This is a genomic window from Mannheimia haemolytica, assembly GCA_900638155.1.
GTDB lineage: Bacteria > Pseudomonadota > Gammaproteobacteria > Enterobacterales > Pasteurellaceae > Mannheimia > Mannheimia glucosida.
Map to the genome: position 1 here is coordinate 1,390,289 of LR134495.1, position 15,675 is coordinate 1,405,963.

Sequence of the window (15,675 nt, forward strand, 5' to 3'; positions counted from 1 at the left end):
AATTGCAGATTTAGCAAGAGCAAAAACATAAAAAAATATAATAAAAACTATAAATTATTTTAATTTAAAACCTGAAGAACAAGTTTTCGATATTTTTCCATCTCCATTTTGGAGATTTTTTGCCCTTCTCGCTTAAAAATATCCAACCCTGAAAAACGTGCTTTATCTGATAAATAAAGCCGTTTTAAACTCACATATACCGCAGAAAATGCACGTTTACCGTTAGCAAACGCGGTTAAATTTTTCCAATCACGTTCATCTAAATTGCGTGCAGCAAGCGGTTGAAATTGTTCGAAATTTTGCAATTCCTCACAAATTTCCGTGAAAAATGGCTGAAGGGCGAAATCTCTGGCAAAGGCTTGGGTTGCCTGCTGTGCAAATAACTTTCCTTGCTCCGAAATCGGGTAAATCATCATTGCACTTTGATAACCACTGCTTGCTTCTTTATTCGGCGTAATTTGCACAAGCCGGAAGCCGCAAGATTGCCAAAAGGTGTAGAGCGGAGTAGTTAAGCCAAAGCTAACAGATATAAAATCAAGCGGTCGTTTTTCTCTGGAATTTTGCAAAATAAACTGAGAAATCAACCGCTTGCCAACGCCTTGATTTTGCTTTTCAGGCAATACCGCAATCCGAGAAATACGAATGGAATGCAATTTGCAGGCCTGCGGTAAATTCCCTTGAAAGCAGAGATATTGAGCCACTAAACTGCCTTGCGGACGGCGTTCCCCCAGCCAAATAGCTTGGGTTAATTTTTCATCTAAGCTACCTTCTTGCATTGCCCAAATCCCGCCGATAAGTTGCTCGTTTTTCTGTTGTGAAAACAAAAGCTGATTTTCGCCATCAAATAAACGGCGTAAGTCAGTTGGGGTGGTTTTGTAATGGGCGTTGGCGAGTAAGTGGTAGAAAGCGATTTTATGGTGTATTCGCCTATTGGTTACGTCCGCAGATTGTAGGGGCAAATTGCAATTCGCCCTTACGTTATCGCCATTTAGCAGAAGTAAATCATTAATAAAATGTTCCAACGGATCATTTTCGCTCCACCGCAATGGTTGAGATAACGTCCAATGTTTAAACGGTTTATCCAACATTACCGGGAATTTCAGCTCAAATCCTCGCCCCGTGCCTTCGTAATTTTGGGTAGTTGTAGTTAAAACCACTTTTTCAAAATAGGTACAAAGTGTGTGGAGTATCGGCAAAGGCAGGCTGGCTGCTTCATCAATAAAGATCCACTGGTTAGACGAAATGTTTTTACTTTTAACTTGCTCGATTAAATTGTCAGGTGCGAAAAATGGGATTTTTTGCTCTGCCGAACGCCAAAAACTGGGCAATGCAGAATAAGAGCGTGCGGTAATTAATACCTTATTTTGTTCGGATAACGCTGTTGCGAGTAGCCCAGCAAGGGTAGATTTGCCCCGCCCACGAGGGGCGGTAATCAAATGAATATCGGCAGGATCAAGCGGTAGATTTTGCAAAATATTTTGCTGTTCTTGCGTTAATTGGTAAATTTTTGAAGGAATTTGACCGCTTGCAGTCGGTAATTTAGGCAAATCAGCTCTGACTTCAAAATCAAATTTAGCGACTAATTGTTTAAAATGTAGATAGAAATTCGGGCAGGTAATAGCGTGATTTTCGTTCCAACGTAACGCATCGAAATCTAATTCATTTTCTAAATTATCCCACTGAGGACAAAGCAAAAATAAAGTACCGTTTTCTTGAATTGTGCCGGCAAGTATTGCAAAAGCATCTAAGTTAAAATTCACCCCATTTTCTGCTTGCATAGTATAAATAGCAAAAGGGTATTCTTGCCCTAAAATCGTTTTGGCATTGGAAAAGGGGATAGCTTTAAGCTGATGATTTTCGGGAATGTAAAAACAGCCTTGTTGTGTAAGGCTAAAGGATTCCGGATTGGTGATAATCGCTAATGAACGCATATTACCCCTCTCCGTAATTTTTCTTCTGCATAGAGAAAAATTGCTCCTCTCCCACAAGGGGAGAGGTTAGAGTGATTGGGTTATACTTTTTCGGATAGATATGGATCTTCATACCCTAAACTTTGCATAATTTCGGTTTCGAGGCTTTCCATTTCTTCCGCCTCTTCATCGGTTAAATGGTCGTAGCCAAGTAAATGCAGCGTGCCGTGAATGGCTAAATGTGCCCAATGCGATTCAAGAGAAATCCCTTGTTCTTCCGCCTCTTTTTCCATTACTTGACGACAGATGACTAAATCACCCAATAGTGGCATTTCGATTCCTTCGGGGGCTTCAAACGGGAAAGATAGCACATTGGTTGGCTTGTCTTTACCACGATAAGTCAGATTTAGCTCGTGGCTTTCTGCTTCATCGACAATCCGAATGGTGATCTCACTTTCAGGGAAATCATCGGTTTTTGCCTCAACTGCAAGGGCTTTTTGTACCCAAGTATAAAATTGTTGTTCGCTTGGTAAGTTTTCGGTATTTTCGCAGGCGATCTGCAAATCAATATATAAATTTTCCATTCGTTACCTTTTGCAAATTATTTCCATTTTTCGGCGGCTTGTTGGTCACTCTCACGCCCTTCAATCCAACGTTCACCGGCTTGGGTTTGTTCTCGTTTCCAGAATGGGGCTTTGGTTTTTAGGTAATCCATAATAAACTCGTTGGCGTGGTAGGCATCACCTCGATGAGCAGAACTCACACCGACTAATACGATTTCATCACCGGTATGCAGTTGCCCAATGCGGTGAATCACCGCAACGCGCTGTAAATCCCAACGGGAGCGAGCTTGATCCACAATTTCTTGCAATGCTTTTTTAGTCATTGCAGGGTAATGCTCAAGAAACAAACCGGAAACATTATCGCCTAAATTCATTTCACGCACTTTGCCGATAAACAGGGTAGTTGCCCCCACGCTATGTTGTTCACTAAGCCATTGGTAAATGCGGTTTTGGTCAAATTCGGCTTCTTGTACTTCAATCAGGGTTTCAAACATTTTAGCCCCCGGTTACCGGTGGGAAGAATGCCACTTCATCGCCGTCTTTGATCTCCGTTTCAAGCGGACAGATCGTTTGATTAATTGCAACCAGCAGTTTGCCTTTTTCAAGGGCGAGTTGCCATTTTTTACCCTGTTGGCTTAAGTGTTCACGCAACTCCTCCGCAGTGGTAAAAGTCGGCTCAACATCTAATCTATCCGTTGCCACAAGCTCACGCACTTGGGCGAAAAAAAGTACCTTAATCAACCTTGAAATCTCCTGATTTTCCGCCGCTTTTACTGAGTAATCTTACATTTTCAATAATCATATCTTTTTGCACGGCTTTACACATATCGTAAATAGTCAGAGCAGCAACACTCGCTGCGGTTAATGCCTCCATTTCCACACCGGTTTTGCCGGTTAGTTTACAGAGTGACTCAATTCGCACTTGGTTGCTTTCTGGCAACGCTTCCAGTTGAACTTCTACTTTAGAAAGCAATAACGGGTGGCAGAGTGGAATCAGCTCCCAAGTTCTCTTTGCCGCCTGAATGCCGGCAATTCGAGCAGTTGCGAATACATCGCCTTTGTGGTGATTACCACTGACGATCATTTGTAATGTTTCGGCATTCATTCGCACAAATGCCTCCGCTCGGGCAATGCGTACGGTTTCTTGTTTCATTGAAACATCAACCATATTGGCTTCGCCGTTTTGGTTGATGTGGGTGAAGGTTGTCATTTGTTAGTCTCTTTAAATTTGATTGAAAAATTAATATCGAGAGTTTTTTCTTGTTACTTTTCTTTGCTTCGCCAAAGAAAAGTAACCAAAAGAAAGGCGACCCCAGATTTTCCTTATTCCTTCGCTTGTTGCTAACTTTTGGGACGAACTTTTCAAACTCGCCAACCTTGTTGGCTCAAACACGAAAAGTTGTCCTCAAAAGTTGACGCAACCGCTACGGCGGAAAATAGGGGGAGCAGGTGCATTATTTAAGATTTTTTACAAGTTTTCAGTGAAAAATAACCGCTTGTAACGCTCCAATTACTCCCTTCTGAACCGCCTGAGCGACTTTGAATTTGTAGGAAAAATTTAGTGTTTGAGCCAACGAAGTTGGCGAGTTTTAAATTTTTTCGTTAAACAAATTCAAATAAAGCGAAGGTAGCGGTGAAGTAGGGTGTGCTTTCTTTGGTTACTTTCTTTGCACAAGCAAAGAAAGTAACATAAAACTCTTAACCACCGATACTCGCCAAATTATTCCTAACCCCACTATCCCCGATATGCAAATAGTGGTGTTCTCGTTTGCCTTGTAAGGCAGATTTCAGGCGAGTTTCAAGCTGTAATTGTTGCTCATCACTTGCCAGTAAATCACGAATATCAATCCCTTCTTCACCAAATAAGCAAAGATGCAGTTTACCAAGTGCGGAAACACGCAAGCGGTTACAAGAGGCACAGAAATTTTTCTCGTAAGGCATAATTAAGCCGATTTCGCCTTTAAAATCAGGGTGAGAAAGCACTTTTGCCGGGCCGTCAGACATCGCTTTGGGTTGTAGTTGCCAGCCCTCTTGTAATAAGCGGGTCATCACCGATTGACCAGAAAGATGTTGAGCTTGGAAGAAAGTACCCATTTCGCCGGTTTCCATCAGCTCAATAAAACGCATTTGAATCGGTTTGTCTTTGATCCAAGTGAGGAATTTATCCAATTCAGGGGCGGTATATTGCTTCATCAGCACCGCATTAACTTTAATTTTTCGGTAGCCAATTTCAAAGGCTTTATCGATACCCTTTAAAATAGATTGCAACTTGTTCTCGCCGGTAATCAGTTGGAATTGGCGTGGGTCAAGGCTATCAACACTCACATTAATATCGGTAATACCGGCTTGCTGCCACAGTTCAACATCACGTTCTAGGCGATAGCCGTTGGTGGTTAAGGCAACTTTACGGATACCGGGTGTTTGTGAAATAGTGTGAGCGATTTCGAGGAAATCTTTGCGTAAAGTAGGCTCACCACCGGTGATACGGATTTTTTCCGTCCCTAAATTGGCAAAGGCTTTAGCCACTCGCTGGATTTCATCAACGCTAAGAAAAGTTTGCTTATGTGAAGGCGGTTTATAGCCATCAGGCAAGCAATAATTACAACGGAAGTTACAAACATCAGTAATGGACAGTCGCAAATAAGTATATTGACGCTGAAAGCGATCAACTAAACCGGAAACGACATCATCACCCACGTTTTTAATTGGGATAATAGACTGCATTTGACACCTTTCTAAACACGAGAGGACAACCCATTTCTAAGTTATCCTTTGAACAGCGTTATGCTGTTACTGGCATAAATTCCATATCAAAAATTTGTCTTTAATTTTTAGAGTTAGGAAATAATGCTCGGAGTCTTCACTAAATTGGTTTTTATTTTATGGTGAGAAACCTAATTAGGCAAGAGGTATAATTTAAATTGTATGTTCTACCTATAAAAATCGGGCAACCGTTGCTTAGTTTGATTTATATCATATTAATGCCGAGATAATTTTGCTATGTTAGCTAACGTTTTTAGTTCGAGGTGGGAATGGATAAACGTAGCCGATGGTCTTGTTTAGTGAATGAACAAGGTGAAATATCAGAATGGGAAGACAAAGCAGGGGCAGACTATTTTGCTGAATTACCGCAAATTTGCCACTATGCACAGGCATTGCTCTATTCAGATAAAAATAGCTTGCAGTTTTACTATAGTTCAAACCATCAATGGCTTAAGATCAGCCTAGAACGACACCAATCGTTTGTATTGACTCAAGCAGAGCATACCGATTTGCCTTATGGGCTAAGCAAAAGGGAGATTGAACTTCTCACTCTAATCAGCAGTGGTTTAAGCAATGAGGAAATCGCCAATGAGCTTTGTATCAGCAAACGGACTGTTGATAAACATATCGAAAATATTTTTGCGAAAACACACACCGAAAGCCGAACCTTATTAGCTGTTTTTACCATTACCGAACATTTAATCTGTTTACCCACACCGGGAAAACTAAATCAATCCATTCTTGCCAGCTTTAACATTGAACAACTGGCATTGCAAATTATTGCGAAAAAACAACCGCTTGTAACGGCTTCAGCTCGGCACGAACCACCGATTTTTACCATAAGCCACCATCATAGTCGTCCGATTATTATTGGCGTGCCTTATGTTGAACAGGGTATTGGGCAAATCGATACCCGAGAGCTACTTAACGGCACTCAACTTGCGGTTGAAACCATTAACCAACAAGGTGGGATTCACGGTAGAGAAGTGCAGATTGCAACGGCAGGGTTTTGTGTTAAAGATAAAGCAAGTATTCTTCAGGCATACCATCATTTATTTGATCAAGAAGTTGATGCGATTTCAACCGCTTATGCCTGCTACTTGCCGGAAGTACACGAATTAATTGCAACTAAAGGCATTCCTTATTTGCATATTGCAACCCATAGTGGCTCAAACAAACTTGCCCAAAATTTACCGAATCAACGAATTGAAAATATGTTTCAGGTTTGTGCCAGTGATGTAACCTATGGCTTAGGCATATCCCATTTTCTGCAATATTACCGTTACCATTATGCCCCTTGGCTTCAGAATAAAACGGTGATGGTGGTAACGGTGAGTTGGCAAAAAGTTGATATCGGTATTGAAAGCTTAACCCTAAGTTTGCGGGAGCAAGGCTGGAATGTGGATTATCTGGAACTCACCCAAGAACAAGATAATTATGCCAAATTAATGACACAGGTGCATAATATCACGCCTTCCATTATTGTATTTGCCTCTTATTTTGCAGAAGATATTGTACAGTTTTATCAAACGTTCATTCGCAACCCAACAAATGCCATTATTTACAGTATTTATGCACCTTCGGCGTTTTTGCCACACGAGAAACTTTGCGAAGGCGTTCTCTGGAGTACCAATAGTGGGTTAAGCGAAAATTATTTAGGCAGACAGTTTAGCCAACATTACGAACGGTTTTTCGGCAAATCTCCCACTTATTCCCAAGCCAGTATTGCTTATGACCAAGCGAATATTCTGGCAAATGCATGGAAACAGAGTGTTTCACCACGGCATTTTAAAGCTGTCTCCAATGCGATCCGCTTACATCCACATTATGGGGTAAACGGCACTTACTATTTTAATACCGATAGCCAAATTGGGCTAACTTACGCAGAAACCCACGATTTGTCTATCAGCTTACCGCAGTTGGTTTACCAAATCCAACAAGGGCAGAGCCGTGTGATTGCACCGGAGTTGTTTGCCAATGCACAATTTATTTTACCGCCGTGGTTCTCTGAAAAAGCCTAACATTTCACTACATATTTTTGCCTTAGATCAAATTATTCTCACTCTTTTGAGGTAATAGGTATTTTTACTTATTTTTATACCTCTTGGGAGTTAATACAATGCCTCTGTCTTTAATTTTTAGTGTATTAAGTGGGGTAATTTATGGCTAAGATGAAAAAAATCGCTGTATTTGTCGGCATTATGGCATTAGGTGCTGTGGTGTTGGGCGGTACACAATATGCAATGAAAGCCACCAGCTCAACAGAATTTTGTGTGAGCTGCCATTCTATGACTCACCCACAGGCAGAGTGGGAAGGCAGTGTCCATTTTTCCAACCGTAAGGGGATTCGGGCTGAGTGTTCGGATTGCCACCTACCACAAGACGGTTTGCATTATGTCAAAGCTAAAATCATCGCATTAAAAGATGTTTGGCACACCGTTGTAACCAATAAATTACCTGATCAAGAAGCTTATGAAGCTCATCGTCTAGAAATGGCACAACGTGTTTGGGCAGAAATGAAAGAAAACGATTCTATGACCTGTAAAAGCTGTCATAGTTTTGATGCGATGGTGCTTTCTGAACAAAAAGAAGCGGCACAGAAAATGCACAAACTAGCCCAAGAAACTAACCAAACCTGTATTGATTGCCATAAAGGTATTGCCCATTTTATGCCTGATGTGCCGGTAGATAGTGCCGCAGCAATGGGCGAATTAGCTAAACACGGTGCGGAATTTAGCACAAACGATAAAACCCTTTATACGCTCGCAATAACGCCGGTGCAGCTCGCTCAAGGTGGAGAAATTCGCTTGTTACCTTATGCAGAATTACATCAATGGACAGCAGAAGGCGAGCAGGTTAAAGCAACGGTGAATGGCTGGCAACAAGAAGGTGCGGAATCTGTGGTGTATATGGATTTAGGCAAGCGTATTATGGTTGCTCTTCTGCCTGATGACGCCCAAAGCAAAGTGAATGTCACAAAAACGGTTTTTGATAATGTCACCAACTCAAATTGGAAAGAAATCAATTTTGAAATTACTGCTCCTAAAAATGCAGTCACCGCCAATATTACTGCACTAAATCATTTTGGCGATAACTTAAACCAAACTCACTGTAGCGGTTGCCACGCACCGATTGGGGCAGAGCATTACACCGCAAATCAATGGATTGGGGTGGTAAATTCAATGAAAGACAGAACATCTATGTCGGCTGATGATGTGCGTGCGGTGACTATTTATCTGCAACGTAATGCAAAAGATGTAGCAGGCAGTTCCCATTAATTGTAACTTAGAGGATACCGAGCTTGTGGGCCTAAGTGTCTGCTGATAGCAGAGATATGGTAGCAAGCCGTAAAGCACCTATTACAAGCGGTCATTTTTTCTAATATTTTGCAAAAATTACCGCCGGTGCTTTACCAATGGATACACGAGAAATGGTTTATCCACTCGACTTTAGAAAGGTGTCTATTTTTAACTTAACTTCAAACGAGGTTTATTATGAAAAAACAAGACAGTATTGACGTAAGTCGTCGCGGTTTTCTAAAAAATTCATCATTAAGCTTAGCTGCCGGTGCAGGTTTAGCTAGTGGTACTACCGGTGTAGTAGGGGCATTAGCTTCCACCAGTGCCAAAGCTGCCGAGATGAAAACAGTAGTAACTGCTGCCCACTGGGGGCCTTTGGGCGTAGTGGTAGAAAACGGCAAAGTGGTGAAATCTGATTCTGCGTTTGAGATTTCTGTACCAAATGAATTGCAACACGTGGTAGCAGACCAAGTACACGGTGAAACACGAGTAAAATACCCAATGGTGCGTAAAGGTTACTTAGAGGGGAATAAAGACACCACATTGCGTGGACGTGATGAATGGGTGCGAGTTTCGTGGGACAAAGCATTTGAATTAGTAGCGAATGAAATGAAACGTGTTCGTGAGGCTCACGGGGCGAATGCTATTTTTGGTGGTTCTTACGGTTGGTATAGCTCTGGGGCGTTACACGCTTCCCGTACACTGTTACAACGCTATTTAAATGTCACCGGCGGATTTGTTGGTGTAAAAGGCGACTATTCTACCGGTGCTGCTCAAGTGATTATGCCACACGTCTTAGGTACAATCGAAGTGTACGAACAGCAGACCAGTTGGGAAGTGATTTTAGAAAGTTCAGATATTGTGGTGCTTTGGTCAGCTAACCCGTTAAATACGCTACGCATTGCCTGGACTTCAACCGATCAACAAGGTATCGAATACTTCAAAAAACTCAAAGAGAGTGGGAAACGCATTATCTGTATTGATCCGGTAAAAAGCGAATCTTGTGAATTTTTAGGTGCGGAATGGGTACCGGTAAATACCGGCACTGATGTTGCGTTAATGCTTGGTATGGCTCATACCTTAGTCGCTGAAGGCAAACACGATCAAGCATTCCTTAAAAAATACACCACCGGTTTTGAGAAGTTTGAAGAATATCTGCTCGGTAAAACCGACAATCAACCGAAAGATGCAAAATGGGCAAGCCAAATTTGTGGTGTGCCGGAAGAAACCATTAAAAAATTAGCGACCGATTTTCAATCTAAACGCACAATGTTAATGGCAGGTTGGGGGATTCAACGCCAACGACACGGTGAACAAGGGCATTGGATGTTAGTCACCTTAGCTGCAATGTTAGGTCAAATCGGCTTACCGGGTGGTGGCTTTGGTTTAAGTTACCACTACTCAAACGGCGGTGTGCCGAGTGCAACAGGGGGCATTTTAGGCTCTATCACGGCAAATCCGGCAGTAGAAGCAGGAGCGAAAACTTGGTTGGATGAAACCTCAAAATCTTCATTCCCAGTGGCTCGTATTTCTGATGCACTCCTCAACCCGGGCAAAACCATTGATTATAATGGCACACAAATTACTTATCCGGATATCAAGATTGTCTATTGGGCAGGTGGTAATCCGTTTACTCACCACCAAGATACCAACACTTTAGTGAAAGCGTGGCAAAAACCGGATACTATTATCGTCAATGAATGCCATTGGACACCAACGGCTCGTATGTCTGACATTGTGCTGCCGGCAACTACCAGCTATGAGCGTAATGACTTAACCATGTCGGGCGATTATTCAATGATGAATATTTTCCCGATGAAACAGGTGGTCGAGCCGCAATTTGAGGCAAAAAACGACTACGATATTTTTGCCGAACTTGCCAAACGTGCAGGCAAAGAAGCGGAATTTACCGAAGGCAAATCTGAAATGGATTGGCTACAAAGTTTCTATCAAACTGCATTTGAGGCAGCACGCAAAAATCGTGTGATTATGCCGAAATTCGAGAAATTCTGGCAAGAGAATAAACCACTTTCTTTTAAAGCATCAGATAAAGCGAAAAAATGGGTTCGCTATGAAGAATTCCGTAATGATCCGCTCCTAAATCCATTAGGCACACCGTCCGGCAAAATTGAGATTTTCTCTGAAGTGATTGCCAAAATGAATTATGATGACTGTAAAGGCCACCCAACTTGGATGGAACACGAAGAATACTCGGGTAAAACCACCGCAGAAGAACCGTTGGCATTGGTGACTCCACATTCTAAATGGCGTTTACATAGCCAGTTAGCTTACTCATCATTACGTAAACAATATGCGGTTAATGACCGTGAGCCGGTGTTAATCCATACTGAAGATGCTGCTGCTCGTGGCATTACAAGCGGTGATATTGTGCGTATTTTTAACAAACGTGGTCAAGTATTAGCCGGTGCAGTGGTGACAGATGGCATTATCAAAGGTACATTAGCCTTGCACGAAGGAGCTTGGTACGATCCGCTCGATCTCGGCACCAGCGAGCAACCGCTATGTAAAAACGGCAACCCTAACGTGCTAACCCGTGATGAAGGCACATCAAAATTAGCACAGGGTAACTCACCAAATACCGCTACGGTACAGGTTGAAAAATTCACCGGACAAGCACCAGAAGTAACAGTATTTAAAGAGCCTAAATACACACAAGGCTAATTTCATATAACCAAAGGCACAGTATAAAACTGTGCCTTTTCTATGTTGCAAGCGGTTAAATTTGCTTAATTTTTTGTAAAACTTTCTATTTTTTTGACCGCTTGTTACAATAATCCACTTTTACTTTTCAGGTGCATTTTATGACAACCCTTACTTGGTACGGCAAAGAAGAAGCCGTCAAAAAAGCAAAACAAACCCCATATTACCTATTGCGTGAGTTGCCGGATTTCTCGCATAATATTGCCCGACAGCCGACAGCCGACAGCCGACAGCCGACAGCCGACAGCCGACAGCCGACAGCTCAGCTTCTGCTGAAACCTTATCTAAAATCAAGCAAAATTTAATTATTCAGGGTGATAATTTATCAGCCTTAAAATCTCTTTTGCCCTTTTATGCGGGGCAAGTCAAATGTATTTTTATTGATCCTCCCTATAACACAAAATCGGCCTTTACCCACTACGATGATAATTTAGAGCATTCCGTTTGGCTTTCAATGATGTATCCACGCCTTGAAATTCTGCGAGAGTTACTTGCCGAAGATGGTTCAATTTGGATCACTCTTGATGATAACGAAAGTCACTATTTGAAAATTATGCTTGATGAAATTTTTGGGCGGAAGAATTTTGTAGCGAATGTGGTGTGGCAGAAGAAATCGTCTCCATCAAATGATGCAAGATGGATATCTGATAATCACGACCATATTTTATGCTTCGCTAAGAATAAAGAAAAATGGAGACCAATCAAACTGGAAAGAACCGAGGAGCAGAATTCCATTTATAATAAATCAGATGAATTTGACGGCGTAGATAGTGATGGAAATATTTATGGTCGTGGAACGTGGTTTGCAGGAGATATGACTGTTAAAACGGTTAATGAAAATTCTTTATATGAGATTACAACACCATCCGGTAAGAAAGTTAAACCAGCTGCTGGCAGAGCTTGGGTTTATTCGGAAGAAAAATTTTTAGAATTATTGGCTGATCATAGAATTACTTTTGGTAAAAGTGGCAGCAATAAACCTTGTATCAAACGATTTTTATGTGAAGTAGAGGAATCAAAAATTGTTCCAAAATCCGTTTGGTTATATGAAGAAGTAGGTGAAAACCGCAATGCTAGGCAAGAAGTGAAGAAATTTAATCTTGAAGATCCATTTTCTACTCCAAAACCTGAAACGCTGTTGCAAAGAATCTTACATCTAGCTACTATCGAAAACGATCTCGTCCTCGATAGCTTTCTTGGCTCAGGTACAACTGCAGCAGTTGCTCATAAAATGAACCGTCGTTATATCGGTATTGAGATTGGCGAACATGCTAAAACCCATGTTGTCCCAAGGTTGAAAAAAGTAATTGAAGGTGAGCAAGGCGGTATTTCAAAAGCAGTAAATTGGCAAGGTGGCGGATCGTTTCGCTTTTGTGAGTTAGGCGAGGAAGTATTTGACGCATTCGGTTCACTTAATCCGAACATTCGTTTTGACGATTTAGCCGCCCATATTTGGTATTTAGAAAATCATTTCCCTTTGCAAAAAAACAGCGAAAAATCACCGCTTGTCGGCACTTTCAACGGCAAAGCCTACTATTTGTTATATAACGGAATTTTAGGTGATAAACGTCCGCAGAGTGGTAATGTTCTGACACGAAAATTAATGACGGAGTTACCATACTTTGCTGAATTTATTCAACAGGGAGTAGAGATTGTGATATATGGCGAAGCATGTCGTTTAGGAGAGGCACAGTTAGCTGAAAAGAAAATTACATTTAAACAGATTCCGTATGATGTAACAGCGCGTTAATAGTGGGAGAAAAAATGAAATTAAAAAATTACCAAAATGAAGCATTAAACCGTGTCAGCCACTATTTTTCGGCTTGCTTGCAATCTGATGCAAAAACCGCTTTTAGCCAAATCCAACCTGAATATAGTTACAAGATCCCAAGTGAGCACAGTAATTTGCGTGATGTGCCTTATGTTTGTGTACGAATTCCAACGGGTGGCGGTAAAACATTGTTAGCCTCGCATAGCATTGCCCGTATTGCAAAGCAATATTTGGATTGCGATTTCCCTGTTACTTTATGGCTAGTACCTTCTCGCACAATTAAAACCCAAACTGCAGAAGCGTTGAAAAATCCACAACACCCTTACCGTGCGGCACTTGATAAAACTTTTAACCGAGAAGTAATAGTTATTGAGTCTGAAGATTTTGATTTACTTCGCCCACAAGATTTCGGTAATAAGGCGATTGTAATTGTTTCTACCATTCAAAATTTTCGGGTAGAAAATCAAGATGGGCGAAAAATCTATGCTTTTAATGAAAAATTAACAGCTCATTTTGAGCGTTTACCACCCCATATTCAGGCAAATTTAGAAAAGATTTCCACTACTGATCTACAAGAGAACGGTTTAACCTCCAAACAAACGGGCAAAATTAAGTGTTCTTTTGCAAATTTGTTGCGAGCTTATCAGCCTTTGGTCATTGTTGATGAGGCGCATAATGCTCGGACTTCACTCTCTTTTGATGTGCTATCTCAACTTTCCCCATCAGCTATTTTAGAATTTACTGCTACGCCAAACACAGATAGAAAAGCAGGAAGTAATGTGCTGTATCACGTTTCGGCAAGTCATCTAAAATCAGAAGAGATGATCAAATTACCGATTGTGCTGACCGAACATCACAACTGGCAACAAGCAATAGATGGGGCAGTAATCAATAGAGGAGTATTAGCACAAAAAGCACAGTATGAGAGCGAGTATGTTCGTCCGCTTGTGTTATTCCAAGCTGAGCCGAAAAACGGTAAAGTAACAGTAGAAGTCTTAAAACAGTATTTAATTGATGAGTTAAAAATTGATGAAGAAGAGATTGCCATTGTGACAGGTAATCAACACGAATTAGATAATATCGATTTATTTAATCCACAATGCAAGATCAATTACATCATCACGGTTGAGGCATTAAAAGAAGGATGGGATTGCCCGTTTGCTTATATTTTTTGCTCAGTACAAAATGTTTCCTCTAGCAAGGAAGCGGAGCAGCTATTAGGGCGAGTATTGCGAATGCCTTATGCTAAACGCCGTCAAATTGAAGATTTAAATCGTGCTTATGCTCATCTTTCCTCTAAGTCGTTCGGCGAAACGGCCCGTAATTTACAAGATAAATTGATTGGCATGGGGTTTGAAGCATTAGAAGTAGCTGAAATGCTTCGTATCCCACAACAAGAAAATTGGATTGGAAACGAAGGAGATTTATTCTATACACCGACAACAGTTTTAGCATTAACGCAACTCCCTGAAATGTCTGATTTAAGCGAAGCAGAACGTTCTCAACTTAAAATTACCGAGCAAGAAGGTCACATTTTAGTGCAAGTAAAAGGTAATTTAAGTGAAAAGTTAGAAAAAGCGTTGATTCGAACTGCAACAGGTAAGAAAAAAGAGCAAATTGAGCAACAGTTACAAATTCACCAAAATAGAGTTGAAATATTATCTTCTCCTGCTGAAAAAGGGGAAATATTTAAAGTAATACCTCAACTGTGTATGAATATTCAAGGCGAATTCGACTTAGCTGATTCACAAGTTCTATTAGATTACCAAAGTTGGAATTTATTGGATTATCCAGCCAAACTTGATGGATTTAGATTACAAGAAAATAGCCAAAGTTTTGAAATTGATGTGGAAGATAAACGGGTTTCTTACCATTTTAATCAGCAGCAACTGAGTTTTTCTGATGATTGGTTAGAATTAACCGAACGCGATTTTATCCGTTGGTTAGATAAACAAGTGCGTTTAACGGATATTCCTCAACCTATAATGTTACGGTTTTTGCAATTATTGATTTCAGATTTACTAAGAAATGTAGAAATAACGTTAACTCTGTTAGTTCAACATAAATTTGCATTGGCTCGGGCGATTTCAGATTTGATTAATCGTTATCGGACGTTAGCTCAAAAAAATTGCTATCAACAAACGCTATTTGGCGATAATAAAGAAATAGAAATCTGCTTAAACGAGCAATATCAGTTTAGTTTTAATCTGGAAAAAGTTGTACCTCAACCTCCTTTTTATACAGGGCGTTACAAATTCAGCAAACACTATTTTGCTCGAATTGAAGAATTGAAAGCAAGCGGGGAAGAATTTGATTGTGCCGTTGCGATTGATTCATTGCCTCAAGTGAAATATTGGGTAAGAAATCCTGTAAAAAGAGGGTTTTCTTTACCATTAGCTCATCAGAATTTTTACCCTGATTTTATTGTAGAGCTGATTGATGGTCGAATTTTAATTGTGGAATATAAAGGGGAACAATTAAAAAGTAATGAAGATTCTAAAGAAAAAGCCTTAATTGGCAATCTTTGGGAGAAATTAAGTCAAGGAAAAGGCTTATTTATTATGGCTGTAAAAAGCGATGAAAATGGTCAAGATGTTCGAACACAACTGCTAAATAAATTAGCCTGATTTGCAAATTTTATGCAAAAT

The 15,675-nt window shown here is 40.7% G+C and carries 12 protein-coding genes and 2 riboswitches; of the genes, 6 read left to right on the forward strand and 6 right to left on the reverse strand.

Annotated elements, in window-relative coordinates; genetic code table 11:
• Positions 1-59: 59 nt before the first annotated feature.
• The 6 genes from EL242_RS06845 to moaA form a co-directional block, all read right to left on the reverse strand.
• Positions 60-1,931, reverse strand: a complete 1,872-nt coding sequence (locus EL242_RS06845) for a tRNA(Met) cytidine acetyltransferase TmcA (RefSeq protein ID WP_126302030.1) — start codon at positions 1,929-1,931, stop codon at positions 60-62.
• A gap of 80 nt (positions 1,932-2,011) precedes the next feature.
• Positions 2,012-2,494, reverse strand: coding sequence for an rRNA maturation RNase YbeY (ybeY, locus tag EL242_RS06850; protein ID WP_126302031.1), 483 nt, complete (start codon positions 2,492-2,494; stop codon positions 2,012-2,014).
• Between the two features lie 17 nt (positions 2,495-2,511).
• Positions 2,512-2,967 carry a molybdopterin synthase catalytic subunit MoaE gene (gene moaE / locus EL242_RS06855; RefSeq protein WP_126302032.1) on the reverse strand — a complete coding sequence of 152 codons (456 nt, stop codon included), beginning with the start codon at positions 2,965-2,967 and terminating at the stop codon, positions 2,512-2,514.
• A 1-nt stretch (position 2,968) separates the two neighbouring features.
• The gene (gene moaD / locus EL242_RS06860) at positions 2,969-3,214 is read right to left on the reverse strand and encodes a molybdopterin synthase sulfur carrier subunit (protein WP_126302033.1); all 246 of its coding nucleotides are present in this window, start codon (positions 3,212-3,214) and stop codon (positions 2,969-2,971) included.
• Positions 3,207-3,683, reverse strand: coding sequence for a cyclic pyranopterin monophosphate synthase MoaC (moaC, locus tag EL242_RS06865; protein ID WP_006248611.1), 477 nt, complete (start codon positions 3,681-3,683; stop codon positions 3,207-3,209). The genes moaD and moaC overlap by 8 nt, the downstream gene beginning before the upstream one ends.
• A gap of 488 nt (positions 3,684-4,171) precedes the next feature.
• Positions 4,172-5,197, reverse strand: a complete 1,026-nt coding sequence (gene moaA / locus EL242_RS06870; protein WP_126302034.1) for a GTP 3',8-cyclase MoaA — start codon at positions 5,195-5,197, stop codon at positions 4,172-4,174.
• Positions 5,186-5,342: riboswitch (molybdenum cofactor riboswitch) on the reverse strand. (Overlaps the previous gene by 12 nt.)
• A gap of 163 nt (positions 5,343-5,505) precedes the next feature.
• Here moaA and EL242_RS06875 point away from each other — a divergent pair.
• The 6 genes from EL242_RS06875 (at position 5,506) to EL242_RS11585 (ending at position 15,654) form a co-directional block, all read left to right on the forward strand.
• On the forward strand, positions 5,506-7,257 hold the full coding sequence (locus EL242_RS06875; protein ID WP_126302035.1) for an ABC transporter substrate-binding protein: 1,752 nt from the start codon (positions 5,506-5,508) through the stop codon (positions 7,255-7,257).
• Between the two features lie 141 nt (positions 7,258-7,398).
• Positions 7,399-8,514 (forward strand): NapC/NirT family cytochrome c, encoded by a 1,116-nt coding sequence (locus EL242_RS06880; RefSeq protein ID WP_126302036.1) that lies wholly within the window; start codon positions 7,399-7,401, stop codon positions 8,512-8,514.
• Between the two features lie 3 nt (positions 8,515-8,517).
• Positions 8,518-8,712, forward strand: a riboswitch (molybdenum cofactor riboswitch).
• Positions 8,713-8,730: 18 nt separating this feature from the next.
• Positions 8,731-11,217, forward strand: a complete 2,487-nt coding sequence (torA, locus tag EL242_RS06885) for a trimethylamine-N-oxide reductase TorA (protein ID WP_126302037.1) — start codon at positions 8,731-8,733, stop codon at positions 11,215-11,217.
• A gap of 140 nt (positions 11,218-11,357) precedes the next feature.
• Positions 11,358-11,561: a DNA methylase N-4/N-6 gene (locus EL242_RS06890; RefSeq protein ID WP_126302038.1), complete on the forward strand. Its 204-nt coding sequence runs from the start codon at positions 11,358-11,360 to the stop codon at positions 11,559-11,561.
• A 38-nt stretch (positions 11,562-11,599) separates the two neighbouring features.
• Positions 11,600-13,006 carry a site-specific DNA-methyltransferase gene (locus EL242_RS06895; RefSeq protein ID WP_197720727.1) on the forward strand — a complete coding sequence of 469 codons (1,407 nt, stop codon included), beginning with the start codon at positions 11,600-11,602 and terminating at the stop codon, positions 13,004-13,006.
• 14 nt (positions 13,007-13,020) lie between these two features.
• Positions 13,021-15,654 (forward strand): DEAD/DEAH box helicase, encoded by a 2,634-nt coding sequence (locus tag EL242_RS11585; RefSeq protein ID WP_126302040.1) that lies wholly within the window; start codon positions 13,021-13,023, stop codon positions 15,652-15,654.
• The last annotated feature ends 21 nt before the right edge of the window (positions 15,655-15,675 follow it).

Bases quoted from the DNA above. Each gene is read 5' to 3' on its own strand.
- EL242_RS06845 (WP_126302030.1), bottom strand. From the start codon at position 1,931: ATGCGTTCATTAGCGATTATCACCAATCCGGAATCCTTTAGCCTTACA.
- ybeY (WP_126302031.1), bottom strand. From the start codon at position 2,494: ATGGAAAATTTATATATTGATTTGCAGATCGCCTGCGAAAATACCGAA.
- moaE (WP_126302032.1), bottom strand. From the start codon at position 2,967: ATGTTTGAAACCCTGATTGAAGTACAAGAAGCCGAATTTGACCAAAAC.
- moaC (WP_006248611.1), bottom strand. From the start codon at position 3,683: ATGACAACCTTCACCCACATCAACCAAAACGGCGAAGCCAATATGGTT.
- moaA (WP_126302034.1), bottom strand. From the start codon at position 5,197: ATGCAGTCTATTATCCCAATTAAAAACGTGGGTGATGATGTCGTTTCC.
- EL242_RS06875 (WP_126302035.1), top strand. From the start codon at position 5,506: ATGGATAAACGTAGCCGATGGTCTTGTTTAGTGAATGAACAAGGTGAA.
- EL242_RS06880 (WP_126302036.1), top strand. From the start codon at position 7,399: ATGGCTAAGATGAAAAAAATCGCTGTATTTGTCGGCATTATGGCATTA.
- torA (WP_126302037.1), top strand. From the start codon at position 8,731: ATGAAAAAACAAGACAGTATTGACGTAAGTCGTCGCGGTTTTCTAAAA.
- EL242_RS06890 (WP_126302038.1), top strand. From the start codon at position 11,358: ATGACAACCCTTACTTGGTACGGCAAAGAAGAAGCCGTCAAAAAAGCA.
- EL242_RS11585 (WP_126302040.1), top strand. From the start codon at position 13,021: ATGAAATTAAAAAATTACCAAAATGAAGCATTAAACCGTGTCAGCCAC.